Source organism: Microbacterium cremeum (assembly GCF_015277855.1).
Classification (GTDB): Bacteria; Actinomycetota; Actinomycetes; order Actinomycetales; family Microbacteriaceae; genus Microbacterium; species Microbacterium cremeum.
In genome coordinates, this window is record NZ_CP063812.1 from 2,964,529 (window position 1) to 2,977,017 (window position 12,489).

Annotated in this window: 10 protein-coding genes; 2 read left to right on the plus strand and 8 right to left on the minus strand. The window is 70.3% G+C overall.

Annotated features, from left to right (window positions below; translation table 11 throughout):
• Positions 1–175 precede the first annotated feature (175 nt).
• Positions 176–1,105: a Ppx/GppA phosphatase family protein gene (locus IM778_RS13415; protein WP_194409350.1), complete on the plus strand. Its 930-nt coding sequence runs from the start codon at positions 176–178 to the stop codon at positions 1,103–1,105.
• A 10-nt stretch (positions 1,106–1,115) separates the two neighbouring features.
• Here the strand turns inward: IM778_RS13415 and IM778_RS13420 are convergent, their stop codons facing one another.
• From IM778_RS13420 to IM778_RS13455, 8 genes are all read right to left on the minus strand, one after another.
• Positions 1,116–1,877: a hypothetical protein gene (locus IM778_RS13420; protein ID WP_228484556.1), complete on the minus strand. Its 762-nt coding sequence runs from the start codon at positions 1,875–1,877 to the stop codon at positions 1,116–1,118.
• A gap of 215 nt (positions 1,878–2,092) precedes the next feature.
• A complete protein-coding gene (locus IM778_RS13425; protein ID WP_194409351.1) occupies positions 2,093–4,114 on the minus strand; it encodes a glycoside hydrolase family 32 protein in 2,022 nt (673 codons plus the stop codon).
• Between the two features lie 80 nt (positions 4,115–4,194).
• Complete coding sequence (locus IM778_RS13430; RefSeq protein WP_194409352.1) at positions 4,195–5,163, minus strand: family 43 glycosylhydrolase; 969 nt, start codon at positions 5,161–5,163, stop codon at positions 4,195–4,197.
• 122 nt (positions 5,164–5,285) lie between these two features.
• Positions 5,286–6,293 carry a PfkB family carbohydrate kinase gene (locus tag IM778_RS13435; RefSeq protein WP_194409353.1) on the minus strand — a complete coding sequence of 336 codons (1,008 nt, stop codon included), beginning with the start codon at positions 6,291–6,293 and terminating at the stop codon, positions 5,286–5,288.
• Positions 6,290–7,246, minus strand: coding sequence for a carbohydrate ABC transporter permease (locus tag IM778_RS13440; RefSeq protein WP_194409354.1), 957 nt, complete (start codon positions 7,244–7,246; stop codon positions 6,290–6,292). The genes IM778_RS13435 and IM778_RS13440 overlap by 4 nt, the downstream gene beginning before the upstream one ends.
• A 1-nt stretch (position 7,247) precedes the next feature.
• Positions 7,248–8,189, minus strand: coding sequence for a carbohydrate ABC transporter permease (locus tag IM778_RS13445; RefSeq protein WP_228484557.1), 942 nt, complete (start codon positions 8,187–8,189; stop codon positions 7,248–7,250).
• Between the two features lie 57 nt (positions 8,190–8,246).
• Positions 8,247–9,536, minus strand: coding sequence for a sugar ABC transporter substrate-binding protein (locus tag IM778_RS13450; protein WP_194409355.1), 1,290 nt, complete (start codon positions 9,534–9,536; stop codon positions 8,247–8,249).
• Positions 9,537–9,577: 41 nt separating this feature from the next.
• Positions 9,578–10,666, minus strand: a complete 1,089-nt coding sequence (locus tag IM778_RS13455; RefSeq protein ID WP_194409356.1) for a LacI family DNA-binding transcriptional regulator — start codon at positions 10,664–10,666, stop codon at positions 9,578–9,580.
• A 195-nt stretch (positions 10,667–10,861) separates the two neighbouring features.
• On the opposite strand from IM778_RS13455, the gene IM778_RS13460 reads away from it, so the two are divergent.
• A complete protein-coding gene (locus tag IM778_RS13460; RefSeq protein WP_194409357.1) occupies positions 10,862–12,478 on the plus strand; it encodes a glycoside hydrolase family 68 protein in 1,617 nt (538 codons plus the stop codon).
• Positions 12,479–12,489 lie beyond the last annotated feature (11 nt).

Here is a 12,489-nt window from a genome sequence, read left to right on the forward strand (position 1 = left end):
GTCGGCCGCCGTGTGCGCGGCCGCCGTCGTCGGCGACCGCCTGCAGGGAACGGGTGCCGGATCGGCGCCCTCGCGCCGAGGCTAGACCGGACGCCCGTCGCCCGGTAGGGGCGGCATCCGCTTCTCATCTTGCGCTCATCCTGGACGGCGGCGGATCGGCCGCTACCCTTGCACCGTGCGCCTCGGAGTCCTCGACATCGGCTCGAACACCGTCCACCTGCTGGTCGCCGATGTCCGGCCGGGAGGACGGCCGCTCGCGACCACGAGCAAGCGCACGGTGCTGCGCCTCATGCGCTACCTCGACGCCGACGGCGCGATCACCGAGGCCGGCGTCGCCGCGCTCGTCGACGCCGTCACCGAGGCGCGCCGCATCGCGGACGCCGAGAGAGTCGACGAGCTGCTCGCGACGGCGACCTCGGCCGTGCGGGAGGCGGCGAACGGCCCGGAGGTCATCGCGCTCATCGAGGATGCCCTCGGCCAGCCCCTGCAGGTGCTCGGCGGCGAGACCGAGGCGCGGTACACCTTCCTCGCCGTGCGCCGGTGGTTCGGATGGGCCGCCGGGCAGATCCTGCTGTTCGACATCGGCGGCGGCTCGCTCGAGATCGCGGCCGGAGCCGACGAGCTGCCGGAGGCCGCGGCATCCGTCCCTCTCGGCGCCGGCCGGATGACGATCCGGTTCCTGCCCGACGACCCGCCCGGCCAGGACGCCGTCGAGCACCTCCGCGCGCACGCGCGGGCGACGCTCGCGCCGGTGGCCGAGTCGTTCGGGACGCTGGCGCGCCCGGATCACGTGGTCGGGTCGTCGAAGGCCATCCGCTCGCTCGCGAAGCTCGTCGGCTACCCGGTGCCGGGATGGTCGGGCATCGAACGGATGCTGCTGCCCCGCGCCGCGCTCAGCTCGTGGATCCCCCGCCTGGCGCGGATCCCGGCCTCGGCCCGGCAGGAGCTGCCCGGCATCACCCCCGACCGCACGTTCCAGATCGTCGCGGGAGCCGTCGTGCTGCACGAGGCGATGCGGGCGCTCGACGTCGACGAGCTCGAGGTGTCGCCGTGGGCGCTGCGCGAGGGCGTGCTGCTGCGATACATCGAGGAGCTGGGCTGGTAACGGACCCGGGTCAGTCGCGTGCCTGCTCGGTGAACGCGGTGTAGACGCCGTACACCGCTATCCCGGCGAGGTGCCACTCGCCGGGCGGCTCCGGGCCCAGCGAGACCACGCGCGGGGCGCCTGCCATCGCAGGATTGATGCGACTGTGATCGCTCATGCCCTCGATCACGGCCATGACCGCCACCGCCAGGTCGCGCTCGGAGAGCCCCTGGCGCATCCTCAGGCCGAACGCGTCGTTGAGGGCGCGGTAGAGCTCCGCCATGCGGTCGAGGTACCGGCCCTCGATCTCCGACAGCAGGGCGCGGATCTCGGAGCCGCCTGGCACCGCGTCACCGCTTGCGAGAGCGGCCGACATCGTCCGGTACGCCCGCCATGCGACGGTGTGCTCGACGGTGACGATGTTGTGGGCGACGGTCACGCGGAGCGCTTCGCGAAGCCCGGCACGCCGGCCCTCGAACGTGCGCATCGGGTCGGCGTTCTCGACGACGGCCCGCTGCAGCAGGTCGCGCGTCTCTTCGTCGAACCCGGTGTCGAAGCCGGGGTCCGCTTCGAACAGGGCCCTCACGAGGTCGGCGATGAAGGCGACGCGATCGGGCCAGATCCGGAACACCGTCGATCTCGGCACTCCGGAAACGCGGATCAGGTCCTCGAGCTCGATGTTGGCGTAGTCGACGAGCAGCCCCTCGGTCTGGACCTTCTCGACCGCCGCCTGCAGCATCAGTGCGCGGGTCTGCCCCGCAGGTCGCCGCGAACGGGGGACGGAAGGGGGCATGCCCCGATTATCCCGCCACCGCCGGTCACCCGCCTGGTCGACACCGGGAGGTCGCGGTGCCGGGGTCCCCAGCCCCGGCACCGACCAGACCGCCGTTGTCGCCACGAGGCGCGCGGATCGTCGCGCCCGACTTCCCAGCGCCGGGCACAGGGCCAACTCTAGAGACTGCAAGTCTCACATCTCAAACTGCCCGGGGGCGAGGGCCTGCGATCCCGTCAGTCGCTGAGCACGACGTGATCCACCATCACGTGACCCCACTCTCCCGTCGCGTCGTCCAGGATCTGGAACTGCGCGGTCCGGCCGGCGAACTCGCGCACGTCCCACTTCACGGGTCGCAGCCGCGGGGAGTCGTCCCCCGTGGCGGTGCGCACGGGCTGTCCGTCCACCAGCAGCTGCACCGAGGTGGCCGGCTCAACCCCCAGCGCGTGGTCGCCCCCGGCGAGCAGGAAGTGCAGGAAGTCGCGGTCGATCGTGAAGCCCGGCGATGTGACGGTGCCGGTGGCGGGATCGCCGCCGGCGAAGGTGTCCGCGACCTGCGCGCCCACCTGCCCGACGAGGTTCGCCGCGCTCGGGCCGGCCGCCGCGAAGGCGCCGGTGGCGGTCCAGCCCTCTCCCCACGTCGCCCCCTCGAAGTCGGCGAGAAGTCTTGCGGGGCGCTGCGCGACGCTGGCGAACTCGGTGATCGTGAGATCCCGGAAGGTCGCGTGCCCGCCCGCGGTGTAGAGAGCGATTCCGTCATCGCCCCGGGGCGCGAAGACCTGGCTGGACTGCACGTAGCGGCCGTCGTCGACGAACACCTCGATCGTGGTGCGATCGACGAGGATCCGCAGGTGCACGGTGTCCGCGGCCCCGTCGAACGGCGTGCGGCTCTCGGTCTTCCAGGTTCCGGCCGGGTACCCGGTCTGGCCGCGGTTCAGGTACGCGTACGTCTCGGTCACGCCGACATCGGCGTGCCGCGAGCCGTCGGACGAACGCCGCAGCTGCAGCCCGACGTTGGTCGCGGTCTCCCACGTCACGTCGGCCTCCAGCTGGTAGGCGTCGCCGCGGTAGTCCAGCGGAAGGAAGCCGTCCACGGTGACGTCGCCGAGCTCGGTCCGCTCGGTCGCGATGTCGGCGAGCGCCGCCACCGGCTGAGACACCAGGCTGAACGACGAGCCGAATCGCTTCAGGCGGATCTCGCGCGTGATCGAGTCGGTGCCGTTGAATCCGTCGGCGGTCCAGGTGGGCGTCGAGTGCGCGTAGTCCCAGTTGTTCATCCAGGCGACGGCGTATCGGCTGTCCAGGGGCGCGTCCGGGTTCTCCCATGTCACCGCGCCGTACCAGTCGAATCCGTGGTCGAGCCACTGCGGCGCGGCGTGATCGAACGCGAAGGACGTGCCGTCGAACGAGCCCGTCCAGTAGGCGAAGGTGGCCGGCTCGTCGGTGGCGTAGCCGTTGGCGCTCACGCCGAAGACCCACTTGAGGGTGCCGTCGTCGGCGCGGATCGGGAACAGGTCCGGGCACTCGATCGTGCCGATGCCCGGGTTCACGTACTCCCAGGTGCGCGACCACGACGTGAGGTCGGGCGAGGTGTAGAAGCTCACGCGGTCGCGCTCGGCGATCAGCGCCACCCAGCGCCCGCGCTCGGCGTCCCACACCACCTTGGGGTCGCGGAAGTCCGCACGACCGCCGTTGGGGATCACCGGATCCTCGCCGTGCGGGCGGAAGTTGCGCCCGCCGTCGGTCGAGTACCAGAGGAACTGCGCCTGCGGCCCGGAGGCGTCGAGCCGCTGGGCGGGAGTGGGGTGGTCCATCTGCGTCACGAGCATCACGACGGCGCCCGCCCCGAATCCGGCGGTGTCGGCGTGGTCGACCACCGCCGACCCCGACCACAGGTCGTAGTTCGCGTTGGTCCCCTTCGGCGCGGCGACGCCCTGGTCGGCGAAGACGACCCCGTCGGAGGACGTGGCCAGCCGCCAGGCCGTCCCGAAGTTGGCGGCGGGGTCCGCGTCGTAGTCGCCGTTGTACAGGTAGTAGTAGTGGAACCGGCCGTCGATGAAGACCGGCCGCTGCGGGTCGTTCTTCCAGTGGTCCGGCACGGTGAAGTGGTATTGCGCGCGGTAGGAGTCGGCGGGCTCGGAGGCCGCGGCCGAGTCCTCTCGCGAGCCGCCGGCGAGACCACCCGCCACCGCCGCACCGGTCACCGCGAGCACTGCGGCAGCGATCCGCACCGGTCCGCGTCGTGAAGCTGACACCATCGTCATCCTTTCTCGGGCGGACACGTGGATCCCGTGGGGACCGAAGCCGGGGCCGTCCGCTGAGCCCCGGCTCCGGCGGGTCAGGCAGCCGGCACGCGGGTGGAGTCCTGGCGGACGAGCCGATCCCCCTCCCACACCACCGGCATCGGGTCGGTGACGCCGCCGGCGAAGGCGCCGTCGTCACCGACGTTGCGGAAGGCGAACAGCAGCCACTGACCGTCGGAGCGGCGGCGCAGCAGCCGCCCCACGTAGAGGCTCTCGTCGGTCAGCGGGTACGCCGCCTCGATGTCGAACGGCCCGAGCAGGCCGTCCGCGGGCACGGCCCAGGTCCCCGCGCCGGCCTCGCGCCGAGCTGCGGTCGCATGTTCGCCGAGACACGAGAAGATGAGCACGGGCCGCCCGTCCACGACCTCGGCCTGCAGCACCTCGAGCTGGCCGAACCCCGCCGGGCTGGGCGCCGTCAGCGGCTCGCGCAGCGTCCACGTGCGCAGGTCGGGCGACCAGGCGTGCCCCACGACGCCGCGGCCCTCGACCGGGCCCTGCGGCGCGCGGGCGGTGATCAGCATGTGCCAGCCGTCGCCGGCGGGATCGGGGAAGACCCACGGATCGCGGAACGCCTCATCGTGCCAGGCGCCGCTCGAGAGCTGTTCGTACCACGGACCCCGGGCCTCCAGCACCGGGCCTCCGGCCTTCGTCCACACGTGCAGATCGGACGACGTCGCGTAGCCGATGCGCTGGACGTTCTTGCCCGACGGTGCGAGCGACGCGCCCGTGTAGAACATGAACCAGGTGCCGTCCGGATGCCGCACCACCGACCCGGTCCAGGTGGCGAGGTCATCGAAGGCAGGGGCGTCGCTGCGCACCAGCGCGTCCTCGACCTGTGTCCAGTGGACGAGGTCGGTCGACACGGCGTGGCCGATGGATGCGCGATGGTGGCGGGCGTCGGGATCGCGCAGCGCGCGCGAGGCGTAGAGGAAGAACAGGTGGTAGCGGTCGCCGTCGTCGGCGAACCAGAAGTCCCATACCCATGAGCCGGGAAGATCGAACACAGCATTCCTTCGAGGTCGTGCGCGCGGATCGCTGGATCGCGCGACGTGCAGATGGTGCGGCCAGGGGCCGCGAGGTCGGTGCGGGCAGACGGTGTGGTCGGACGTGCGGTCAGTCGGTGCCGTCAGGCGGCGCCCAGGGCGAGGAGCTCATCGCGACGGGGCGGATCGGCGCCCGGCCGCGACACGGTGACGGCCGCGGCGAGGGCACCCCGGCCGAGCAGCGCCTCGACGTCGGCGAGGGGGATGCCGCTCCCCCGCGCCCGTACCGGGGCGCCGGGTGTATTCCGTTCGAGGAATCCGTCGATGAGGGCGCCCATGAACGTGTCGCCGGCGCCCACGGTGTCGGCGACGTCGGTCGCGACGGCCGGGACGAAGACCTCGCCGCCGGCGGTCACACCGAGGGCCCCGCCGGAGCCGAAGGTGACGACGACGAGCAGCGGGCCGTGCGTCAGCCACTGCCGGGCGGAGTCGGCGACCTCGCGCCCGGGGTACAGCCAGCGGAGGTCGTCGTCGCTCGCCTTCACGATGTCGGCGAGGCCCACGAGGGTCTCGACCTGCGCGCGTACCCGCGACTCGTCGGCGGAGAGCGACGGCCGGATGTTCGGGTCGTACGTGATGACGGCGTTCGCGCGCGCGGCCCGGACGAGCGCCGCCACCTGCGCCGCACCGGGCGCGAGCACGCCCGCCACCGAGCCGACGTGGACGAGGTCCGCGGTCCGCGCGACGCGGTCCGTGAGCGAGGATGCCTCGGGCCCGAGGTCCCAGTCGAGGTCGAACTCGTACGAAGCCGCCCCCGTCGCGTCCAGGTGCGCGGTCGCGGTCGCGGTGCGCGCCGCACCGGCGGCGACGACCTCGACGTCCGACGCCTGCAGCCACTGCCGTACTCTGCGGCCCCTGTCGTCGTCGGCGAGCCGGGTGATCAGCGTCGGCCGGCGGCCGAGACGCCCGAGCGCGAGTGCCGTGTTCGCCGGGCTGCCGCCGGGGGTCTCGTCGACAGCCCCGGTCGCGCGGTGCACGATGTCGACGAGCGCCTCGCCGACCACGACGACGCGGGGCCCGGCCGGCGCCGCACGCTCGAGGGCTCCGCGCGGCGCATGCGCATCGCCGGGAGCCGGAACCGGGGCCGTCATCCCTTCACCCCGCTCGCCGCGATGCTGCTCACGAACGCCCGCTGGAAGACCAGGAAGACGATGAGCACCGGGATCGTGATGAGCGACGTGTACGCCATCACCTCGCCCCACGCGGTGTTGAGCTGGAAGAAGTACTGCATCCCGACCATGACCGGTCGCAGCTCCTCCTTCTGCACCACCATCAGCGGCCACAGATACTGGTTCCACGCCGGCAGGAAGGTCAGGATCGCGACCGTCGCGAACGCCGGACCCGACAGCGGGACCAGGATGCGGCGATAGATCGTGAACCAGCTCGCGCCGTCGATGCGGGCGGCCTCGTCGAGCGACTTCGGGATCGTCGAGAAGTACTGCGTGAACAGGAAGATCGAGAAGGCGTTCGCGATGAACGGCACGATCTGGACCTCGTACGTGTTCAGCCACCCGAAGTCGTACTTGAGGACACCTCCCTCGATCACGAGGGTGGGCAGCTGCGCGACCCAGTAGACCATCGGCACGGCGATCGTCTCGAAGGGCACGATCAGGGTCGCGATCACGACGGCGAGCACCACGATCCGGCCCTTCCATTCCAGCCGTGACAGGGCGAACCCGGCCATCGAATTCACGATCAGTCCGAGACCGACCGTGAGGACCGTGACGAGCACCGAGTTGAACAGGAACTGCGCCACCGGCACGCGGTCGAAGACGCCGAAGTAGTTGTCGAGGCTGATGTCGCCGACCGGCAGGAAGGCCATCGGCGAGTCCATGTCCTGGAGGATCTGCGCGTCGGGCTTGAGGCTCGAGACGAACATGAACACCAGCGGGAACAGGAAGACGATCCCGAACAGTGACAGCGCGAGGACGAGGAACACCCGCCCCCGACGGCGCTGAGCCTTCTCGCTGCGGACCGGCTGCGGCGCGCGTGGGATGCGCCGCGACGGGCTCGCCGGTGTGGTGAGGGTGCGCGTGGCGGACATATCAGCTCTTCTCTCGCGTGACGCGGCGCTGGATGAGCGCGATGATGAGGACCGCGACGAAGAAGATCAGCGAGATCGCGGCGGCGTAGCCGATCTCCTGCTGCTCGTACCCCTTGCGCACCGCGTGGAAGACGATCGTGGATGTCGAGCCCGTCGGCCCGCCCTGCGTCATGACGTCGATCTGGACGAACAGGCCCAGCGCGGCGATCGTGATGGTCACGAGGACGAACACCATGGTGGGACGCAGCCCCGGCCACGTGACGTTGGTGAACTGGCGCCACGGGCTCGCGCCGTCCATCTTGGCCGCCTCGTAGAGCTCCTCGGGGATCGTCTGGAGTCCCGCCAGCCAGATGATCATGTGGAAGCCGACGGCCTGCCAGATCGACAGCACGATGATGGCGCCGAGCGCGGTGTCAGGATTGTTCAGCCAATCCACGCCCGACCACGCGCCGAACGTCAGCGTGTCGATCATCGAGTTGATGAGGCCGTCCTTCTGGTACATGAACTTCCACAGGATCGACACCACGACGATCGAGGTCACGACCGGGATGAAGAAGATCACGCGGAACGCGGTCACACCGCGCATGCGCCGATTGACCAGGACGGCCAGGAGCAGCCCCAGCCCGGCCTGAACCGGCACGACCACGAGCGCGAAGACCGCGGTGTTCCACGCCGACTGGAGGAAGACCGGGTCGGCGGTGAACGCACGGATGAAGTTGTCCATGCCCACGAACCGCGGCGGATTCGGCGAGATGAGCCGTGCGTTGGTGAACGACAGCGCGAAGGCGAGGATCACCGGAATGATGAGGAAGAGGACGAGGAGGATGCCGGCGGGGGCGATCATCCCGAGCCCCGCCCACGTCTCACGACCCTTGATGGAGCGGAAGCGACGGTAGGCGCGCCGAGGCTGCTCGGCGGCGACCGTCGGAGGAGTGACAGTCATGGCAGATCTCTCTGAAGAGTGCCCCGGCGAGGGCGCCGCCCTCGCCGGGGCGGTCGATCACTGGAAGCCGTAGCCGTCGTTCGACTGGATGTTCGCGTCGATCTCGGCGACCGCGCGATCGAGCGTCTGCTGCACGTCGGCGCCGCTCATGATGTCTTTCGCGGCGGACTCGAAGGTGCTGGAGATGACCGCGTAGGCGGGTGTCTCGGGACGCAGCACCGCGTACTCCTGCGAGAACTCGACGAAGGGGCGCAGGGCACCGTCGTCGCCGAAGTACTCGGATGCCTGGGCCGCGGCATCCGTCGCCGGAATCACGACCTGCTTGTCGGCGAACTCGGTGATGTACTCGTCCTGGAAGCTGAACTCGAGGTATTCGCGCGCGCCGTCGGCGTCGTTGCACTCGGACGAGATCGCCCACTGCCACGACCCGCCGCCGATCTTGGGGCCGTTGCCGAGGTCCGGCGGGGGCAGGATCAGAAGGTCGTCTCCGACGGCTTCGAGAGCGGCGACGGCGTTCCAGACACCCGTGTAGCTGAGCGCCACCTCGTCGTCCACGAACTCCTGGTTGCCGATCGTGCCGCTGTTGCTCGCGTAGCCGTCGGCGAAGAGCCCGGCGAACCACTCCCCCCAGGCGACGGCGTCCGGTCCGTTCAGCGCGCCGTCGGCGGAGAGCATCGAGGACCGGTCGATGAGGTCGCCGCCGAAGCTCTGCAGGAAGGGCGAGTACGCGTACGGCCACCACTCGCCGGTGTCCTCGGCGCCGATGTCGATGGGCGTGTCGTAGCCGGCGTCCTTGAGGGTCGCCAGCAGCTCGCCGAACTCGTCGGCCGTCCACGGCTCGTCGACGGTGGGGATGCGGATCCCGTTCGCCTCGAGGACGGACTCGCGGGCGAAGATGCCGAGCGCGGCATCCCAGTATCCGGCCGAGTAGATCTCGCCGTCCCACGATCCGACCGCGGTGGGCAGGAGCGCGTCGGTGATCGCGGTCGGAAGCTCGAGCGGCTGCAGATACCCGGCCCAGGCCCAGTTGGGCATGATCGGTCCGTCGAGATCGAGGAGGCAGGGCAGGTCGCCGGAGGCTGCGGCGGCGACGATCGCGTCGTTGTAGGCGCCCTGCGGGAAGGACTCGTGGACGACCTCGTAGTCGTCCTGCGAGTCGTTGAAGTCCGAGATGATCCGCTCGTAGACCTCGAGCTCGGCCGGATTGCCGGCCGAATGGGTCCACATGGTGAGCTGGGTGCGACCGTCCGAGGTCGTCGAGTCGCCTTGCCCTGCCTGGCCGCAGCCGGTGAGGGCGACGGCCGCGACAAGGCCGGCCGATGCGAGGATCGGGTTCCTTCTGCGCATTGTTGTGGTTTCCTTTTCTTGGTGACCCACGCCCGCGTGGGTCATCGATCGGGGGCCGCCTGTGGCGGCCGCTCGGTGTGTGAAGCCCGTCGCCGGTTCGGTTTGGCGACTTGCGCCGGCGGCGGGCCCACGGAGTCACGTCGGATGACGGGACACTCCATCAGATGCGTGGCGTCCTCATCCCCTTCCGCGCGGACGCCGAGCGCGACCTCCATCGCCCAGCGGCCCATGTCGTAGTGGGGCAGCGCGATGGTGGTCAAGGGGGGATCCTGTTCCGCGGCGATGAGCTGCTGGTCGTCGTAGCCGACGACGGACAGATCGCGCGGGATGTCGAGGCCGCGGCGATGCGCGGCGATGTAGACGCCGGCCGCCATGCGGTCGTTGAAGCAGAAGATCGCGGTCGGCCGGCGATCCTCGGGGAGCTGAAGGAGCGCATCGGCACCGGCGCGACCGCCTCGTGCCGAGGTCTCGCCGGTCACGTGCAGCGCCGGGTCGACGGGGATGCCGGCCTCGGCGAGCGCTTCGCGGTAGCCCGCGTGGCGGAGGCCCGACGCGATGGGGCCGTCTTCGTCGGTGTCGATGTACGCGATACGACGGTGACCCGCGGCGACGAGTTCGCGGACCGCCGCCACGCCTCCGGCGCGATCGTCGGGGACGACGCTGCGGAAGCCGCCGCCGGCGGGGCGGCAGTCGAGGAAGACCGTCTTGGCGGGCAGGCCGGCCGGGGCGTCCACGACGCGGTGCCACATGCACGCGTAGATCATCGCGTCGACCTGCTGCGCGGTGAGGGCGCTGATGGCCTCGCTCTCGATGGCCGCGTCGCCGCCGGTGTCGACGAGGTAGACGAGATGGCCCTGCTCCCGAGCCGCGTCCTGCGCGCCCGCCAGCATCCGCCCGGCGAACGGCGTGGTGGCGATCTGATCGGAGATGAGTCCCACCGTGCGCGTCTGCTGCGTGCGCAGCCCGCGGGCCACCGAGCTCGGCGCGTAGCCGACGGCGCGCGCCGCCTCGCGGACGCGGCTGCGGGTCTGCTCCGAGATCCGCGCCTCGACGCCGTTCATGACGAGGGAGACAGTCGTCACCGAGACGCCGGCGGCCGCCGCCACGTCAGAGATGCGCGCCCTCGCCATGTCGACACTTCCTTGTGATAAATCGATTTATCGCTCGGAGTCGATTATGAACCGCCGCGCCACCCGGCGTCAAGTGGCAGATCCGGGAGGCGCCGTGTCCCCCGAATGTCCGACATGCGGTCTCGCGTCGGACCTGTCACCATGGAAACGATGCAAATCGATTTGCATCGTTGTTCGACGAAGGAGCCCCCTGAAATGAGAACTCCCCCGAAGCGCGTCCGGCGCGTCCTCACCGGCGGCGTCACGGCGGTGGCCGTCGCGGTGACCGCACTGGTCGGCCTGCCGGCCGCGGCCGTCGCGAGTCCCGCCACCGCGACCGCACTGCCCGACCTCCAGGACGGACCGGAACCGACGGTCCACACCCAGGAGGCGTACGCCCCCGAAGCCGACTTCACCGCCAAGTGGACCCGCGCGGACGCGCGGCAGCTCAAGCGCCTGTCGGATCCGACTGCCGGCTCGAAGCAGAACTCGATGCCGGCCGAGCTCACGATGCCGGCCGTCCCTCAGGACTTCCCCGACATGAGCAACGAGCAGGTCTGGGTCTGGGACTCGTGGCCGCTGACCGATGAGAACGCCGACCAGTACAGCGTCAACGGCCAGGAGATCATCTTCTCGCTCGTGGCCGACCGCAGCCTGGTCTTCGACGAGCGGCACGTGTTCGCGAAGATCGGCTACTTCTACCGCCCGGCGGGCGTGCCCGCCGACGAGCGTCCCGAGAACGGCGGCTGGACGTACGGCGGGCTCGTCTTCGACGAAGGCGTGACCGGCCGCATCTTCGAGGACCAGTCCTACAGCCACCAGACCCAGTGGTCGGGGTCCGCCCGGATCTCCAAGGGCGGCGAGATCAAGCTGTTCTTCACCGACGTCGCGTTCTACCGCGACGCCGCCGGCAACAACCTCAAGCCGTACGACCCGCGCATCGCGCTGAGCGTCGGCAAGGTGCACGCCAACAAGAACGGCGTGAAGCTGACCGGATTCGACGAGGTCATCGACCTGCTCCAGGCCGACGGCACGTACTACCAGACCGGCGCGCAGAACGAGTTCTTCAACTTCCGCGACCCGTTCACGTTCGAGGACCCGGCCCACCCGGGTGAGACGTTCATGGTCTTCGAAGGCAACTCGGCCATGCCCCGCGAGTCCGCGACGTGCGACGCGGACGACCTCGGCTACCGCGAGGGCGACCCCTTCGCCGAGACCGTCGATGAGGTCAACGCGTCGGGCGCGACGTTCCAGATCGGCAACGTCGGTCTCGCGAAGGCGAAGAACAAGGAGCTCACCGAGTGGGAGTTCCTGCCGCCCATCCTGTCGGCCAACTGCGTCACCGACCAGACCGAGCGTCCGCAGATCTACATGAAGGACGGCAAGTACTACCTCTTCACCATCAGCCACCGCGGCACGTTCGCGGCGGGCATCGACGGACCGGAGGGGGTCTACGGCTTCGTCGGCGACGGCATCCGCAGCGACTACCAGCCGATGAACGCCGGCTCCGGTCTCGCACTGGGCAACCCGACGAACCTGAACTTCGCCGGCGGCCAGCCGTTCGCGCCCGACTACAACCAGCCGATCGGGCACTTCCAGGCGTACTCGCACTACGTCATGCCCGGAGGGCTCGTGCAGTCCTTCATCGACACGATCGGCACCGAGGGAGACTTCCGTCGCGGCGGCACCCTCGCCCCGACGGTGAAGATCGACATCGACGGCGCCTCGTCGGCGGTCGACTACTCCTACGGGAACGGCGGGCTCGGCGGCTACGCCGACATCCCGGCGAACATCAACGTCAACCCCGGCGGAAACGAGAAGCCACTGCGCTGACCACGCGGCAC

Coding starts and splice junctions, on each gene's coding strand:
- IM778_RS13455 (WP_194409356.1), bottom strand. CDS start 10,666: ATGGCGAGGGCGCGCATCTCTGACGTGGCGGCGGCCGCCGGCGTCTCG.
- IM778_RS13460 (WP_194409357.1), top strand. CDS start 10,862: ATGAGAACTCCCCCGAAGCGCGTCCGGCGCGTCCTCACCGGCGGCGTC.
- IM778_RS13445 (WP_228484557.1), bottom strand. CDS start 8,189: ATGACTGTCACTCCTCCGACGGTCGCCGCCGAGCAGCCTCGGCGCGCC.
- IM778_RS13420 (WP_228484556.1), bottom strand. CDS start 1,877: ATGCCCCCTTCCGTCCCCCGTTCGCGGCGACCTGCGGGGCAGACCCGC.
- IM778_RS13425 (WP_194409351.1), bottom strand. CDS start 4,114: ATGGTGTCAGCTTCACGACGCGGACCGGTGCGGATCGCTGCCGCAGTG.
- IM778_RS13440 (WP_194409354.1), bottom strand. CDS start 7,246: ATGTCCGCCACGCGCACCCTCACCACACCGGCGAGCCCGTCGCGGCGC.
- IM778_RS13450 (WP_194409355.1), bottom strand. CDS start 9,536: ATGCGCAGAAGGAACCCGATCCTCGCATCGGCCGGCCTTGTCGCGGCC.
- IM778_RS13435 (WP_194409353.1), bottom strand. CDS start 6,293: ATGACGGCCCCGGTTCCGGCTCCCGGCGATGCGCATGCGCCGCGCGGA.